Origin of the sequence: Streptomyces sp. A3M-1-3 (assembly GCF_024213665.1) — a bacterium.
Lineage (GTDB): Bacteria > Actinomycetota > Actinomycetes > Streptomycetales > Streptomycetaceae > Streptomyces.
In genome coordinates this window covers 1-14,440 of the sequence record NZ_JANAVP010000048.1, presented here as the reverse complement: position 1 = coordinate 14,440, position 14,440 = coordinate 1, and the positions used below count along the sequence as shown (strand labels likewise).

Annotated in this window: 15 protein-coding genes; 9 read left to right on the top strand and 6 right to left on the bottom strand. The window is 69.3% G+C overall.

Going from position 1 to position 14,440, the window contains the following annotated elements; all coding sequences use genetic code 11:
* The first annotated feature begins 85 nt into the window (after positions 1 to 85).
* The 6 genes from NLX86_RS32810 (at position 86) to NLX86_RS32785 (ending at position 3,236) form a co-directional block, all read left to right on the top strand.
* Positions 86 to 319 carry a hypothetical protein gene (locus NLX86_RS32810; protein WP_254375479.1) on the top strand — a complete coding sequence of 78 codons (234 nt, stop codon included), beginning with the start codon at positions 86 to 88 and terminating at the stop codon, positions 317 to 319.
* A 271-nt stretch (positions 320 to 590) separates the two neighbouring features.
* Positions 591 to 1,481: a hypothetical protein gene (locus tag NLX86_RS32805; RefSeq protein WP_254375478.1), complete on the top strand. Its 891-nt coding sequence runs from the start codon at positions 591 to 593 to the stop codon at positions 1,479 to 1,481.
* Positions 1,482 to 1,540: 59 nt separating this feature from the next.
* Positions 1,541 to 1,951: a RidA family protein gene (locus NLX86_RS32800; protein WP_254375477.1), complete on the top strand. Its 411-nt coding sequence runs from the start codon at positions 1,541 to 1,543 to the stop codon at positions 1,949 to 1,951.
* 53 nt (positions 1,952 to 2,004) lie between these two features.
* The gene (locus NLX86_RS32795; protein WP_254375476.1) at positions 2,005 to 2,625 is read left to right on the top strand and encodes a DinB family protein; all 621 of its coding nucleotides are present in this window, start codon (positions 2,005 to 2,007) and stop codon (positions 2,623 to 2,625) included.
* A gap of 81 nt (positions 2,626 to 2,706) precedes the next feature.
* Positions 2,707 to 2,874: a type II toxin-antitoxin system RelE/ParE family toxin gene (locus tag NLX86_RS32790; protein ID WP_302062031.1), complete on the top strand. Its 168-nt coding sequence runs from the start codon at positions 2,707 to 2,709 to the stop codon at positions 2,872 to 2,874.
* A 20-nt stretch (positions 2,875 to 2,894) separates the two neighbouring features.
* The gene (locus NLX86_RS32785) at positions 2,895 to 3,236 is read left to right on the top strand and encodes an XRE family transcriptional regulator (RefSeq protein ID WP_254375474.1); all 342 of its coding nucleotides are present in this window, start codon (positions 2,895 to 2,897) and stop codon (positions 3,234 to 3,236) included.
* Between the two features lie 117 nt (positions 3,237 to 3,353).
* Here the strand turns inward: NLX86_RS32785 and NLX86_RS32780 are convergent, their stop codons facing one another.
* The 4 genes from NLX86_RS32780 to NLX86_RS32765 are packed head-to-tail and all read right to left on the bottom strand — an operon-like array spanning position 3,354 to position 6,139.
* A complete protein-coding gene (locus NLX86_RS32780; RefSeq protein ID WP_254375473.1) occupies positions 3,354 to 3,806 on the bottom strand; it encodes an SRPBCC domain-containing protein in 453 nt (150 codons plus the stop codon).
* Entirely contained in the window at positions 3,803 to 4,147 is a 345-nt protein-coding gene (locus tag NLX86_RS32775; protein WP_254375472.1) for a helix-turn-helix transcriptional regulator, read from the bottom strand. Before NLX86_RS32775 ends, NLX86_RS32780 begins: the two co-directional genes overlap by 4 nt.
* Before the next feature lie 11 nt (positions 4,148 to 4,158).
* A complete protein-coding gene (locus NLX86_RS32770) occupies positions 4,159 to 4,533 on the bottom strand; it encodes a VOC family protein (protein WP_254375471.1) in 375 nt (124 codons plus the stop codon).
* 25 nt (positions 4,534 to 4,558) lie between these two features.
* Positions 4,559 to 6,139, bottom strand: coding sequence for an MDR family MFS transporter (locus tag NLX86_RS32765; RefSeq protein ID WP_254375470.1), 1,581 nt, complete (start codon positions 6,137 to 6,139; stop codon positions 4,559 to 4,561).
* A gap of 353 nt (positions 6,140 to 6,492) precedes the next feature.
* Here NLX86_RS32765 and NLX86_RS32760 point away from each other — a divergent pair, with 353 nt between their 5' ends.
* Both NLX86_RS32760 and NLX86_RS32755 read left to right on the top strand, forming a co-directional pair.
* Positions 6,493 to 7,335, top strand: coding sequence for an ABC transporter ATP-binding protein (locus NLX86_RS32760; protein ID WP_254375469.1), 843 nt, complete (start codon positions 6,493 to 6,495; stop codon positions 7,333 to 7,335).
* Positions 7,332 to 9,905 carry an ABC transporter permease gene (locus NLX86_RS32755; RefSeq protein ID WP_254375468.1) on the top strand — a complete coding sequence of 858 codons (2,574 nt, stop codon included), beginning with the start codon at positions 7,332 to 7,334 and terminating at the stop codon, positions 9,903 to 9,905. Before NLX86_RS32760 ends, NLX86_RS32755 begins: the two co-directional genes overlap by 4 nt.
* A gap of 80 nt (positions 9,906 to 9,985) precedes the next feature.
* Here NLX86_RS32755 and NLX86_RS32750 read toward each other — a convergent pair whose 3' ends face one another.
* Both NLX86_RS32750 and NLX86_RS32745 read right to left on the bottom strand, forming a co-directional pair.
* The gene (locus tag NLX86_RS32750; protein WP_254375467.1) at positions 9,986 to 10,354 is read right to left on the bottom strand and encodes a type II toxin-antitoxin system VapC family toxin; all 369 of its coding nucleotides are present in this window, start codon (positions 10,352 to 10,354) and stop codon (positions 9,986 to 9,988) included.
* The gene (locus NLX86_RS32745; RefSeq protein WP_254375466.1) at positions 10,351 to 10,596 is read right to left on the bottom strand and encodes a type II toxin-antitoxin system Phd/YefM family antitoxin; all 246 of its coding nucleotides are present in this window, start codon (positions 10,594 to 10,596) and stop codon (positions 10,351 to 10,353) included. The genes NLX86_RS32750 and NLX86_RS32745 overlap by 4 nt, the downstream gene beginning before the upstream one ends.
* A 221-nt stretch (positions 10,597 to 10,817) precedes the next feature.
* Here NLX86_RS32745 and mfd point away from each other — a divergent pair, with 221 nt between their 5' ends.
* Positions 10,818 to 14,372, top strand: coding sequence for a transcription-repair coupling factor (gene mfd / locus NLX86_RS32740; RefSeq protein WP_254375465.1), 3,555 nt, complete (start codon positions 10,818 to 10,820; stop codon positions 14,370 to 14,372).
* Positions 14,373 to 14,440 lie beyond the last annotated feature (68 nt).

Here is a 14,440-nt window from a genome sequence, read left to right as displayed (position 1 = left end):
ATTGTCACGTCTGTCCCCCTGGCGAGAGTACCTGCGGCGATCCCACGCTGTGACTGAATCAGCACACACAGCGAGAGGCGATGCGATGGCAACGCTGCACGACCAGGGCGCGTTCGTGGCTCATGCGGGCACGGACGTCTACGGCCCCGGCAAGGTGATCGGCGTGGAGGGCGCTGGCGGGGAGCTGCGGCGGGTGCGGTTCGTGCACTTCGTCGCCACCATCGCCGTACGTGACCTGCGCGCCGCCTCCCGCGAGGAAACGGAACAGGTGAGGGAATGGCTGAGGCAGAAGGCGGCGCGGTACGGGGGGCGTTGGTGAGTGACGGCTTAGGTGCGACCCTGACCTTGCGTGTCTCGCGGGACGGCGGGCGGACGTGGGGGCCGAGGGCGACGTACGAGCCCGCGCGGGACGCTGCCGCGATCGAGAATGCCGGGCGTTTTCCGCCCTGTTTGTGCCCACTGTGCGCGATCACGTGAAGTGACCGTGTGTGTACGGATGTTGTTGTACGGTGAGCGCAAGACGGCCCCCGTCGCTGGTAGCAGCCAGCTCCGAGGGCCTACACCGTTGAGTGGAATAGGAGTCCACCGCGATGCTTCGCCATGTTATCGCTCCTGTCCGTTTCTTCTCGCAGGTGTCGAACGAGATCATTCGCCATCCGCGCCTTTCTTCGGACGCCGTCCGGCTGTTGACCTGGCAGCTTTCGCTGCCGCAGGAAGCCGACGAGCCTCTGTCGCGTACCGCCCAGCGGGCCGGCATCAAGAAGGTCGCCTTCATTCGTGCCAAGCAGCAGCTCAAGGCCGAGGGGTACGTCCACGAGTGGCGGCAGCAGGACGAACGCGGGCGCTGGGTGACCCGGCAGCTTGTCTCCAGCGTTCCGCTGAGCGCCGAGGAGGCGGCCCAGGTACGGGACGGGGACAGGGATCTGGCACCGACGGGCGGTGTTCCGGCCGCCGGTGAGCCGACCGGTCGGGCCGTCGGCCGTCATCCCCTCAATACTCCGGAGGAGAACACCTCCCACCAGCCCGAGCCGGGCGGCGACGCCTGCAGGGCGGTCGCGGACCTGCACCTCGTCGACGAGCGCCTGCGGGTGCCGCGCGGCATGCTGCAGCAGCTCGCGGCGCTGGCCGCGCAGTGGCTGGCGGGTGGCCACACCGTGGAGGACGTACGGACGGCGGTACGGCAGGGGCTGCCCGCGCCCGGGCTGCGGATTCACCGGCCCGGTGGGCTGGTGCGCCACCTCCTGCGCGAGGTCCCGCCGCCGCCCGCGCCGCCGGCCGAGGTGCCGACTCCACGCGTCGCGCTGATGCGGGAGTGCGCGGGCAGCCACACCCAGCCGCGTCTGTTCCGGCCGGTGACGGACGAGACGCACTGCGGCGAGTGCCGTCAGACGCGGGCGGAGTCGCCGCTGCGCGCCCCGGTGGGCAAGGCTCTGGTGGCTCTGCGGGGTGCCGCTGCCGCTCGTGCGGCGATGCGCGGCTGAGCTGTTCGGGCCGGCATATTGCGGTGCGCCCTGGCGGCAGGTCCGGCAGACTCGCGGGCATGAGTGCGAAGATCACCCGCATCAACCCCGAGCAGTTGCATGCGACCCCCGGCTACCACCACGTCACCGTGGTCGAGGCCGGCAGGACGGCCTACTTGGCAGGGCAGTGCCCGCTCGATCGGAGCGGATCCCTTGTGGGTCCGGGGGATCTGGACGTGCAGATCGACCAGGTCGCGGCGAACGCACTGGCTGCCCTGAAGGCGGTGGGTGCCGAGCCGCAGCACGTCGTCCGCTCGGTGATCTACGTGCGCAGCGATGACACCGACGTCCTGGGCGGCGCATGGCGCAGGCTCACCGACTCGGTCATCGGTGGGGCGTTCACCACCGCGAGCACGCTCCTGGGCGTCGCCCAACTCGGCTTTACCGGCCAGCTCGTGGAGGTGGATCTCACGGCGGCGCTTCCCGACTGAGTGTCACGGTGTCATCCCCCCAACGCCGACCCACCCCACCACAGGAACGTCCGATGACGACACCACCGCGCCTGATCCCATTGCTCCAGCAGTTTGACTTTGCGCGCGAGCGCCTCACCGACCGCTTGGCGGGCCCGGTCATGGACAGCGGCAACGGCGCGGACGTCGAAGTCACTCCCATGACCGACGAGGAATATCTTTGGGAGCCGGTGCCCGACTGCTGGTCGGTCCGCCGGCGTACGGCAGGTCCAGGGCCGGGTGCGACCCTCTTGTCCGGTGCGGGCGACTGGGGACGCGACGCCGCGCACGCCCCACACCCTTCGCCGCCGCCGTTCACGACCATCGCGTGGCGCCTGAGCCACCTCAGCGAACTGCTGACTCTCCGCGCGGACCACACGATCGGCAGCCACACCCTGACCCGGGACGACTACCGTGTCGACGCAGATGCTGCCGGGGCGATCGCGGCCTTCGACTCCGGCGCCACGGCATGGCGGGAAGCACTGCTCAGCTCCGACGACTGCACGCTCGACACGGTGGGGCTCAGCACTTATCCCCACGGCAGCGACCCGGACGACCCCTTTGTCGAAACGGTCTGGTGGGTCAATCAGGAACTGCTGCACCACGGAGCCGAGATCGCCTTGATACGCGACCTGTACCGCGCACGACAGCGCTAGCGCGCTCCGCGCTTCCGCCTCCCATATATTATCTCTGCGTGATATTATGCAGCTGTAATGCCTCGGTGAGTGGGAGAGCGGATGCCCTCCGGGGCAAGCGAGGTTCGGGTCCTGTTCGTGTTCGAACCTGAGCGCAAGGCGGTGATCCTCGTGGGCGGCGACAAAGCCGGTAACTGGTCCGGGTGGTATCGAACAGCGATCAAGGAAGCGGAAGTCGCCTACAGGGCGTATGAGCAAGACCAGGAATGAAGACCGGGAATGGAGGAGTCATGAACGCCGCCAAGCCGAAGACGGCCGGCGCCGTCGACTGGGAGGATCTCAAGGACGAGTTTGGCTTCTCCCCTGAAGAGACCAAGGAAGTTGAGCAGCGCACCGCTGCATTGCTGTCCGAGGTGCGCGCGTACCGTCTCGCTGAGGTTCGCAAGCGTCAGAAGATGACGCAGACAGCAGTGGCCAAGGTCCTAGGAGTCACTCAAGGGCGCATCTCGGCCATAGAGAAGGGCGCCATCAGTCGATCCGAGGTCGAAACTCTCGCCGCATTCGTTGCAGCTCTGGGCGGGCAGCTCAAGCTGGTGGCCGACTTCGGCGATGAATCACTGGTCCTGGGGTGACGTGCTGCGTGAGGTCTCGCCGCCTGGTTCCTTCTTCCTGAGGCGCCCCCGGCCCCGACTCCACACGGGTGGAGTCCCGGGTCTCGGCGCTGCGCCGCTGAGACCCGGCGGGCGCGCTCACATCCCGTCGAGTACCGCTTCCAGGCGCTTCGCTACGTGGGACTTCCAGCCGCCGCCCATGATGGTGCGGGCGCGTTGCTGTACGGGGTTGTCGGGGTCGAAGCCCTCGTGGACGAGGAACAGGCGGGTGCCTTTGCCTTCTGGCTGCAGGGTCCAGGTGAGGGTCCAGTCCACTTGCAGGCCGTCCGCCGGTGCGGCGTCCTGCCAGCCGATGCGTAGCATCTGCTCGGTTTCGAACGCCAGTACCTCTGCCTGGACCGTTCCGGAGAAGCCGGTGGCGGGGATGGCGACCGCCTGCATGGTGTAGCGGTGGCCGACCCTCAGCCGGAAGTCGCCAGGCATCAGCCACTGCGCGATCAACTCCGGCTCGGTCAGCGCCCGCCACACCTTCGCGGGTGGGTGGGGCAGGAACTGGTCGACGCGGACCTCGGTCAGATCATCTTCGGTCATGACTCATCGTCATCCATCGAGTCGAGCACATCCCGCAGCCTGGTGAGCTTCTCGCGCCAGAACCGCTCGTACGGGCTGAGCCACTCCTGCACTTCGTGCAACGGGACCGCTTCCAGCCGGTAGAGCCGCTGCCGGCCGACCTTTCGCTCACTGACCAGCCCGGCCTCTCGCAGCACCCGCAGGTGCTCCGAGAAACTCGGGCGGGCCATGTCGAAAGAGTCGGCGAGCTGCGCGACCGGCTGGGGCCCTTCCTCCCGCAGCAGCCGTAGTACCTCGCGGCGCACCGGGCTGGCGAGCGCCGCGAAAATCCGGTCCTCGGGTGCTTGTGCCGCGGTGCGCATCCGGGCGGCTCTCAGGAACCGTTGGGCTGTGCGGCGGCGAGGGTGAGGGTGTTGCCGTCCGGGTCGGTCAGGTTGGCCTGTCGGCCCCAGGGGAACTGTTCGGGACCCTCGACCGTGACGCCGGCCCCGACGAGCTGCGCGCAGTCGGCATCCAGGGCCGAGGTCTCCAGCATGATCCCCTTCGCGCTGCCCGGGGTGAAGCCCATCTCTGCGGTGGCCAGGACGAAGCTGGTCTGTGCGCCCTTCGGGCCGACCTGGATCCAGCGGATGGGGCCTGCCTGCTGGTCGATGAGCACCTCGAAGCCGAGGGTGTTGACGTAGAAGTCCTTGGCCCGGTCCTGATCGGCGACGGGCAGCGTGACGAACCTGGAGTGCGTGATGTTCATGCCGACAGCATAGGTAGGAAAAAACCTAACTGTCACATCGATCATGCTCCGCGATGACCGGGAAGCGACGTGGGGCGATCAGCACCAGCGCCAGGAGGGCGAGACCCGCCGCTACCGCCGCGCCCACGTAGACGTGGTCCACCGCCGTGTCGACCGCGCGGCGCAGGTAGTCCGAGGCGTCCGCGGTGAGTGAGTCCGGGTGCTCCAGGGCTTGCGAGACCTCGTCGAGGTTTGTGGGGAGGCCCGGCGTGGGGGCGGCCGAGAGGCGGGCCGCCAGGGTGGCGTTGGCGATCGCGCCGAACAGCGCAGCTCCCACGCTCTGGCCCACCTGGCGGCAGAAGAGGACGGAGGCGGTGGTGGTGCCTCGCTCCGACCAGCCCACCGTTGACTGGACGCCCACGATGAGGGGCAGTTGGAACAGGCCGAGCGCGCCGCCGAGCAGCAGCATGATCAGGGCGGGCTGCCAGGGGGAGCCGGGGTAGGGGAGGAGCGGGAAGGCGAGGAGGATCGCGGCCGAGAGCGAGATGCCGGTGATCGCCGTGTTGCGGAAGCCGATGCGGGTGTAGACGTGCTGGCTGAGCGCGGAGGAGATGGGCCAGCTCAGGGTCATGATGGACAGGACGAAGCCCGCGCCGATCGGGCCCAGGCCGAGGACGGCTTGGGCGTACGTGGGCAGGAAGACCGTCGGCGCGACCATCACGAGGCCCAGCGCGCCCAGGGCGAGGTTGACGGCGGCGATGGTGCGGCGGCGCCAGACCCAGCCGGGGATGATCGGGTCCGCGGCCCGCCGTTCGATCACGATGATGAGCAACACCAGGACCGCCGCGGCGGCCAGCAGGCAGACGGACGGCGCGGACAGCCAGGGCCAGGCCACTCCGCCCTGGACCAGCGCGGTCAGCAGCAGGCCGCCGCAGGCGAAGACCGTCAGTGCGCCCGCCCAGTCGATCCGGGGGCGGACGGCCGGGGCCTTGCGGGCGGGTTCGCGGAGGTGACGGGCGATCAGCCACATCGCCACCGCGCCCACCGGCAGGTTGATCAGGAAGATCCAGCGCCAGTGGGCGTACGCGGCGAGGAGCCCGCCGATCGCCGGGCCGGCCACCGCGGACACCGCCCAGACGGTGGAGAGCCGAGCCTGGATCTTGGGGCGTTCCTTCAGTGGGTAGAGGTCGGCGGCGATCGTCTGGACCGTGCCCTGTATCGCGCCGCCGCCGAGTCCCTGGACCACCCGGAAGGCGATCAGCGCCGCCATGTTCCAGGCCGCCGCGCACAGCACCGAGCCGATGAGGAAGAGGACGATGCCGGCGATCAGGACCGGCTTGCGGCCGAAGGTGTCGGAGAGCTTGCCGTACACGGGGAGGGTGACGGTGACGGCGAGGAGGTAGCCGGAGAAGAGCCAGGAGAAGACGGCGAATCCGCCGAGGTCGCCGACGATCTGGGGGACGGCGGTGGACACGATCGTGCCGTCCAGGGCGGCCAGCGCCATACCGAGCATCAGCGCCGCGACGACCGGTCCGCGCCCGCGGTCGGCTGCGGGCGCGGACCGGGTGCCGGGAAGGGCTTCCGTACTGCCGCTGCCGCTGCCGCTGCCGCTCCCGCTGCCGCTCACCTAGATCCTTTCACCGTGCACGTATTTTCTCGGGACACCTTCTCATCCACACCATGTGCGGCGGGAGGGGGGTGGGGACCCCGAGACCGGGTCCGCCGGAAGGCGTACTCCCCTTAGGGGGACCTCCGCACTTCGGGCCAGGGGACGTTCGTCCAGGTGGAGGAGGAGACGGTCGCGGATCGGTTCTTAACTGGTTCATACGCAGCGGAACGGCGGGGCGCCACACCCCGGAGGTGGGGCTAACCCCCGTACGGATACGGCGATGCGCACCAGCGCGCCCGACCCCCTGCGCGCACCAGACTCGAACCCGGTTGTTCCAGGCATGCACCACACGTCCAGCGAGGAGAAATACCGTGACAACGGCTGTGACCATTCCCAGGCACGAGGGCACTGGAGGGCGTACGGCCGTCGCCGCGCGAGCGCGACAGGTCGTCAAGGCGTACGGGTCGGGGGAGACCCGCGTCGTCGCGCTCGACCATGTCGACGTGGACATCGCCCGCGGGCAGTTCACCGCGATCATGGGCCCCTCCGGCTCCGGCAAGTCCACCCTGATGCACTGCCTCGCCGGCCTCGACACGGTCACCTCGGGCGAGATCTACGTGGACGACACCGAGATCACCAAGCTCAAGGACAAGAAGCTCACGCAGCTGCGCCGGGACCGGATCGGCTTTATCTTCCAGGCGTTCAACCTGCTGCCGACGTTGGACGCGCTCGAGAACATCACGCTGCCGATGGACATCGCGGGCCGCAAGCCCGACGCCCAGTGGCTGAACCGGGTGGTGGAGACCGTCGGGCTCGCGGGGCGGCTGAAGCACCGGCCGACGCAGCTGTCGGGTGGTCAGCAGCAGCGGGTGGCGGTGGCTCGTGCGCTGGCGGCCCGGCCCGAGATCATCTTCGGTGACGAGCCGACCGGAAACCTCGACTCGCGGGCGGGGGCCGAAGTGCTGGGCTTTCTGCGGAAGTCGGTGGACGAGCTGGGCCAGACCATCGTGATGGTCACGCACGACCCGGTGGCGGCGAGCTACGCGGACCGTGTGCTGTACCTCGCGGACGGCCGGATCGTCGACGAGATGTTCAACCCGACGGCCGATCAGGTCCTCGACCGCATGCTGCGTTTTTCTGGGGCTGTGACATCAGTGGCTGACGCCGCGGGCCCCCAGGCCCCCAACTTCGACGCGCGCGGGCGGACGTCATGACCGTACTCAAGACCTCGATGCGCAACTTCGTCGCGCACAAGGGACGCATGGCGCTGTCCGCCGTCGCGGTCCTGCTGTCGGTGGCCTTCGTGTGCGGCACGCTCGTCTTCACCGACACCATGAACACGACGTTCGACAAGCTCTTCGCCGCGACCTCGGCCGACGTCACCGTCAGCCCGAAGTCCGCGGCGGACGGCGAGGAGATCTCGCAGACCGGCAAGCCCGAGACGCTGCCCGCCTCGGTCGTCGAGAACGTCGCCAAGGCAGACGGGGTGGAGTCCGCCGAGGGCGCGGTCGTCTCCATGAGCGTCACCGTCGTCAACAGCGAGAACAAGAACCTCGGCTCCACCACCGGCGCTCCGACGATCGCCGGCAACTGGACGCGGAACGACCTCAAGTCGATGGATATCACCTCCGGCCACGCGCCGCGCGGCCCCACCGACGTGATGGTCGACGCCGACACCGCCGACAAGCACGGCCTGAAGCTCGGCGACGAACTGCGCACCATCGCCGTCACCGGTGACATCAGGGCGAACATCTCCGGTATCGCCACCTTCAAGGTGACCAACCCGGGTGCGGCCGTCGTCTACTTCGACACCGCCACGGCCCAGCGGAAGCTCCTTGGCGGGGCGGGTCTGTTCACCAACGTCGCCGTCACGGCGAAGGACGGGGTCAGTGACGAGCAGCTGAAGCGGAACGTCGCCGCCGCGGTCGAGGGCCCGTACAAGTTCCAGACCTCGAAGGAGTCCGCGGACGCGGGCCGCGAGGACGTCGGCTCCTTCCTCTCCGTGATGAAGTACGTGATGCTCGGCTTCGCCGCCATCGCCTTCCTCGTCGGCATCTTCCTGATCTTCAACACCTTCTCGATGCTGGTCGCCCAGCGCACCCGCGAGATCGGCCTGATGCGGGCCCTCGGCTCCAGCCGCGAGCAGATCAACCAGTCGGTACGCATCGAGGCGCTGCTGCTCGGTGTGTTCGGCTCGGTGCTGGGTGTCGGGGCCGGGGTCGGCATCGCCGTCGGGCTGATGAAGCTGATGGGCTCCATGGGCATGGAGCTGTCCACCGCGGACCTCACGATCAAGTGGACGACGCCGGTTGTCGGAGTGGTGCTCGGCGTGGTCGTCACCCTTATCGCCGCGGCCGTCCCCGCCCGGCGTGCGGGCAGGGTCTCCCCGATGGCCGCCCTGCGCGACGCGGGAACGCCCGGCGACCGCAAGGCGGGCTGGGTAAGGGGCATCCTCGGACTGGTCCTGACCGGCATCGGCACGACCGCGCTGTTCCTCGCCGCCACCGCCGACAAGGCGGGCCAGGGCTCGCTGTTCCTCGGTACGGGTGTGGTGCTGACGCTGATCGGCTTCGTGGTGATCGGCCCGCTGCTGGCCGGCGGTGTGGTGAAGGTACTGAGCACGGTCGTACTGCGGATGTTCGGCCCCGTGGGGCGGATGGCGGAGCGCAACGCGCTGCGCAACCCGCGCCGTACCGGAGCGACCGGCGCCGCGCTGATGATCGGGCTCGCGCTGGTGGCCTGCCTGTCGGTCGTCGGCTCCTCGATGGTGGCCTCGGCCACCGACGAGCTCGACAAGTCGGTCGGCGCGGACTTCATCATCCAGTCCGCCAACGGACAGCCGGTCGTGCCGCAGGCCCAGAAGGCCCTCGAAGCGGCCCCGGGCATCGCCCATGTCACCGAGTACAAGTTCGTGGAAGCCAAGCTGACCTCCCCCGACGGAGAGACGGAGGAGGGGGCGCTGGCCGCCGCGGACCCGACGTACGCGCAGGACCTGCGGCGCGAGACGGTCGCCGGTGAACTCTCGGCGGCGTACGGCAAGAACGCCATGTCGGTCGGCGACGCCTACGCCAAGTGGCGCGGCGTAAAGGTCGGCGACGAGATGACGGTCGCGTTCAAGGGCGGCGAGACCGCCAAGCTGAAGATCGCGGCGATCACGTCCGACGACACGAACGTCGACAAGGGCGCGATGTACGTGAACATCACGACCGTCGAGCAGTACGTACCGGCCGAGAAGATGCCCAAGAACATGATCATGTTCGCGAAGGCGGAGGACGGCCAGGAGAAGGCCGCGTACGCCGCCCTGAAGGACTCGCTCGCCGCGTACCCCCAGTACAAGGTGCAGAACCAGACCGACTTCAAGCAGGACCTCAAGGACCAGATCGGGCAGCTGCTCAACATGGTCTACGGCCTGCTGGCGCTCGCGATCATCGTCGCGGTGCTCGGTGTGGTGAACACCCTCGCCCTGTCGGTCGTCGAGCGGACCCGCGAGATCGGCCTGATGCGCGCCATCGGCCTCTCGCGCCGCCAGCTGCGCCGCATGATCCGCCTGGAGTCGGTGGTCATCGCACTCTTCGGCGCCCTGCTGGGCCTGGGCCTGGGCATGGGCTGGGGCGCGACCGCGCAGAAGCTGCTGGCGCTGGAGGGCCTGGGGGTCCTGGAGATCCCGTGGCCGACCATCCTGACCGTGTTCGTGGGCTCGGCCTTCGTGGGCCTGTTCGCGGCGCTGGTCCCGGCCTTCCGGGCGGGGCGGATGAACGTACTGAACGCCATCGCGACCGAGTAGCGGCGGCCGTACGGCGGTTGGTACCACGGGGGACCCGGCCCCGGCGCGCTTCGGCAAGCGCGCCGGGGCCGGCTGCCGTCTCAGACGGCCATGACGGGCACGTCGTAGAGCGGGATGAACTTGTCGCGGGTCACGAGGGTCAGTCCCTCGGCCTGGGCCTGGGCGATCAGTATCCGGTCGAACGGGTCCCGGTGGTGGGGCGGGAGCTGTCCGGCGCGGATGCCGTGATCCGCGACGATCGGCAGTGCCTGGAACTGTGTGTCCCGGGCACGTTCGGCCATGTCGCCCGGGCCGTTGAGCTTGCCCGTCGCCTGCTTTACCGAGATCTCCCAGGGAGTTACGGCGCTGACATGGACCCAGCGCTCATGGGCGAGCAGGTCGCGGGTCTCATCGGGGAGTTCCCCGTTCAGCCACCAGAGGACGACGTGCGTATCGAGCAGCAGCTTCACGTGTCGACTCCGAATGCCTCGGCGAAGCCGTCCGGGAGCTCGTCGAAGTCGTCGGCGATTGCGACCTGCCCCTTGAGCGAGCCGTAATCGGTCCGCTGGACCTTCCCCTTCAGGGGGATGACCTTGGCGACCGGTTCCCCGGACTTGCTGATGATCACCTCCTCGCCGGTGGCGACCACCTCCAGGATCTTGGAGAAGTGCGTCTTGGCCTCGTGCACGTTGTACTGCCGGGCTGCATCCATGGCGGCCTCTCGGGCTTGGTGGACTAAGTGATGGACTTAGGTTAGCGGTCCCCTCGGTGCCCAAGCCAGCCCGTTCACTCTCCGGAGTGACCCGATTCCCTCGCGCGAGTGACCCGCCCACGTCGTAGGCTGGAACCCCCGGCCCGTGCGACGTGTCGGGCCCTTCGCGTTGCCCACCCCTCGGTCTCCCTCGGCCGGCCCCCGGACGGAAAGCCTTCTTCATGAGCCTGCACGGTCTGCTCGACGCCGTCATCCAGGACCCCGCACTCACCGAAGCGGTGAAGGCCGCCGCCGACGGCAACCGCATGCACGTCGACCTCGTCGGTCCGCCGGCCGCCCGGCCCTTCGCCGTCGCCGCGCTCGCGCGCCGTACCGAGCGGACCGTGCTCGCGGTGACCGCGACCGGGCGGGAGGCGGAGGATCTGGCGGCCGCGCTGCGCTCGCTCCTGCCCCCCGACGAGGTGGTGGACTACCCGTCCTGGGAGACGCTGCCGCACGAGCGGCTGTCGCCGCGCAGCGACACGGTGGGGCGCAGGCTGGCCGTACTGCGCAGGCTGGCGCACCCGAGCAAGGACGACCCGTCCGCCGGTCCGGTCAGCGTGGTGGTCGCGCCCGTGCGTTCCGTACTCCAGCCGCAGGTCAAGGGGCTCGGAGACCTGGAGCCGGTGGCGCTGCGGACCGGGCAGAGCGCCGACCTGGGCGAGATCACCGAGGCGCTCGCGGCGGCCGCGTACTCCCGGGTGGAGCTGGTCGAGAAGCGCGGCGAGTTCGCGGTGCGCGGCGGCATCCTCGACGTCTTCCCGCCGACCGAGGAGCATCCGCTCCGGGTGGAGTTCTGGGGCGACGACGTCGAGGAGATCCGTTACTTCAAGGTCGCGGACCAGCGCTCGCTGGAGGTCGCCGAGCACGGCCTGTGGGCGCCGCCGTGCCGCGAGCTGCTGCTGACCGACGACGTACGGCAACGGGCGGCGGCCCTCGCCGAGGCGCACCCCGAGCTGGGCGAGCTGCTCGGCAAGATCGCCGAGGGGATCGCGGTCGAGGGCATGGAGTCCCTCGCGCCGGTGCTCGTCGACGACATGGAACTGCTGCTCGACGTGCTGCCGACCGGCTCGATGGCCGTGGTCTGCGAACCCGAGCGGGTCCGGACCAGGGCGGCCAACCTGGTTGCCACCAGCCACGAGTTCCTGCAGGCATCGTGGGCGGCCACCGCCGGCGGCGGCGATGCGCCCATCGACGTCGGCGCCGCCTCGCTGTGGGGCATCGCGGACGTCCGCGACCGGGCCCGCGAGCTCGGGATGATGTGGTGGACCGTCTCCCCGTTCGCCGCCACGTTCACATCAGCCGACGAGTCGGCGGGGTCGCTGTCGGCGGACACCCTCAAGCTGGGCATGCACGCGCCGGAGACCTACCGCGGCGACACCGCGCGGGCGCTCGCCGACACCAAGGGCTGGATCGCCGACGGCTGGCGCACGGTGTACGTCACCGAGGGCCACGGCCCGGCGGCCCGTACCGTCGAAGTGCTGAGTGGCGAGGGCATCGCGGCCCGCCTGGACGGTGACCTCGGGGAGATCTCCCCGTCCGTCGTTCATGTGTCGTGCGGTTCGATCGACTACGGCTTCGTCGACCAGGGGCTCAGGCTCGCCGTACTGACCGAGACCGACCTCACCGGCCAGCGCACCGCCAGCAAGGAACTGGGCCGGATGCCGGCCCGCCGCCGCAAGACCATCGACCCGCTGACCCTCCAGGCGGACGACTACATCGTCCACGAGCAGCACGGCGTCGGCCGCTACATCGAGATGGTGCAGCGCACGGTGCAGGGCGCCACCCGCGAGTACCTCCTCGTCGAGTACGCCCCCGCCAAGCGCGGCCAGCCCGGCGACCGGCTCTACATCCCCACCGACCAGCTGGAGCAGGTCACCAAGTACGTGGGCGGCGAGGCGCCGACGCTGCACCGGCTCGGCGGCGCCGACTGGACCAAGACCAAGGCGCGCGCCAAGAAGGCGGTCAAGGAGATCGCCGCCGACCTCATCAAGCTCTACTCGGCGCGGATGGCGGCGCCCGGCCATGTCTTCGGCCCGGACACCCCGTGGCAGCGGGAGCTGGAGGACGCCTTCCCGTACGTGGAGACGCCCGACCAGCTCACCACCATCGCCGAGGTCAAGGAGGACATGGAGAAGTCGGTCCCGATGGACCGGCTGATCTGCGGCGACGTCGGCTACGGCAAGACGGAGATCGCCGTCCGCGCCGCCTTCAAGGCCGTCCAGGACGGCAAGCAGGTCGCGGTCCTCGTCCCGACGACGCTCCTCGTCCAGCAGCACTTCGGTACGTTCTCCGAGCGGTACTCCCAATTCCCGGTCATGACCAGGGCGTTGTCCCGCTTCCAGAGCGACAGCGAGGCGAAGGCGACCCTCGAAGGGCTGAAGGAGGGCTCGGTCGACATCGTCATCGGCACGCACCGCCTGTTCTCCTCCGAGACCAAGTTCAAGGACCTGGGCCTGGTCATCGTCGACGAGGAGCAGCGCTTCGGCGTCGAGCACAAGGAGCAGCTGAAGAAGCTCCGCGCGAATGTCGACGTCCTGACGATGTCCGCGACCCCCATCCCGCGCACGCTGGAGATGGCGGTCACCGGCATCCGCGAGATGTCGACGATCACCACCCCGCCGGAGGAGCGCCACCCGGTGCTGACCTTCGTCGGCCCGTACGAGCAGAAGCAGATCGGCGCCGCCATCCGGCGTGAACTGCTGCGCGAGGGCCAGGTCTTCTACATCCACAACCGGGTCGAGTCGATCGACCGGGCGGCGGCGAAGCTCCGCGAGATCGTGCCGGAGGCGCGGATCGCTCTCGCGCACGGCCAGATGGGCGAATCGGCCCTCGAACAGGTCGTGGTCGACTTCTGGGAGAGGAAGTTCGACGTGCTGGTCTCCACGACGATCGTGGAGTCCGGCATCGACATCTCCAACGCCAACACCCTGATCGTCGAGCGCGGCGACAACTTCGGCCTCTCGCAGCTCCACCAGCTGCGCGGCCGGGTGGGCCGTGGCCGCGAGCGCGGATACGCGTACTTCCTCTACCCGCCGGAGAAGCCGCTCACCGAGACCGCGCACGAACGCCTCGCGACGATCGCCCAGCACACCGAGATGGGCGCGGGTATGTACGTGGCGATGAAGGACCTCGAAATCCGCGGCGCGGGCAACCTGCTCGGCGGCGAGCAGTCCGGCCACATCGCGGGCGTCGGCTTCGACCTGTACGTACGGATGGTGGGCGAGGCGGTCGCGGACTACCGGGCCTCGCTGGAGGGCGGCGTCGAGGAGGAGCCGCCGCTGGAGGTCAAGATCGAGCTCCCGGTCGACGCGCACGTCCCGCACGACTACGCACCGGGCGAGCGGCTGCGCCTCCAGGCGTACCGCTCGATCGCCTCCGCGAACTCGGAGCAGGACATCAAGGCCGTCCGCGAGGAACTGACCGACCGCTACGGCAAGCTCCCGGAGCCGGTCGAGAACCTGCTGCTGGTGGCGGGCCTGCGGATGCTGGCGCGCGCCTGCGGGGTCGCGGACATCACGCTGCAGGGTCCGAACGTGCGCTTCGGACCGGTGGAGCTGCGGGAGTCGCAGGAGCTGCGGCTGAAGCGGCTCTATCCGCGTACGGTCATCAAGCCGGCCACGCACCAGATCCTGGTCCCGCGCCCGACTACGGGCAAGATCGGCGGCAAGCCGGTGGTGGGCCGCGAACTGCTGTCCTGGACGGGCGAGTTCCTCACGACGATCCTGGGGTCCTAGGGTCTGTTGCGAAAGTGCTGGTCGCAGAAGTGCGTTGTCGGTCGTGTTGTGCTTGCATACCCCGGTGA

What these genes read in the sequence shown, in the direction of transcription:
- NLX86_RS32810 (WP_254375479.1), top strand. Translation starts at nt 86, where the DNA reads ATGGCAACGCTGCACGACCAGGGCGCGTTCGTGGCTCATGCGGGCACG.
- NLX86_RS32780 (WP_254375473.1), bottom strand. Translation starts at nt 3,806, where the DNA reads ATGACCGAAGATGATCTGACCGAGGTCCGCGTCGACCAGTTCCTGCCC.
- NLX86_RS32795 (WP_254375476.1), top strand. Translation starts at nt 2,005, where the DNA reads ATGACGACACCACCGCGCCTGATCCCATTGCTCCAGCAGTTTGACTTT.
- NLX86_RS32775 (WP_254375472.1), bottom strand. Translation starts at nt 4,147, where the DNA reads ATGCGCACCGCGGCACAAGCACCCGAGGACCGGATTTTCGCGGCGCTC.
- NLX86_RS32770 (WP_254375471.1), bottom strand. Translation starts at nt 4,533, where the DNA reads ATGAACATCACGCACTCCAGGTTCGTCACGCTGCCCGTCGCCGATCAG.
- NLX86_RS32800 (WP_254375477.1), top strand. Translation starts at nt 1,541, where the DNA reads ATGAGTGCGAAGATCACCCGCATCAACCCCGAGCAGTTGCATGCGACC.
- NLX86_RS32790 (WP_302062031.1), top strand. Translation starts at nt 2,707, where the DNA reads ATGCCCTCCGGGGCAAGCGAGGTTCGGGTCCTGTTCGTGTTCGAACCT.
- mfd (WP_254375465.1), top strand. Translation starts at nt 10,818, where the DNA reads ATGAGCCTGCACGGTCTGCTCGACGCCGTCATCCAGGACCCCGCACTC.
- NLX86_RS32805 (WP_254375478.1), top strand. Translation starts at nt 591, where the DNA reads ATGCTTCGCCATGTTATCGCTCCTGTCCGTTTCTTCTCGCAGGTGTCG.
- NLX86_RS32745 (WP_254375466.1), bottom strand. Translation starts at nt 10,596, where the DNA reads ATGGATGCAGCCCGGCAGTACAACGTGCACGAGGCCAAGACGCACTTC.
- NLX86_RS32755 (WP_254375468.1), top strand. Translation starts at nt 7,332, where the DNA reads ATGACCGTACTCAAGACCTCGATGCGCAACTTCGTCGCGCACAAGGGA.
- NLX86_RS32785 (WP_254375474.1), top strand. Translation starts at nt 2,895, where the DNA reads ATGAACGCCGCCAAGCCGAAGACGGCCGGCGCCGTCGACTGGGAGGAT.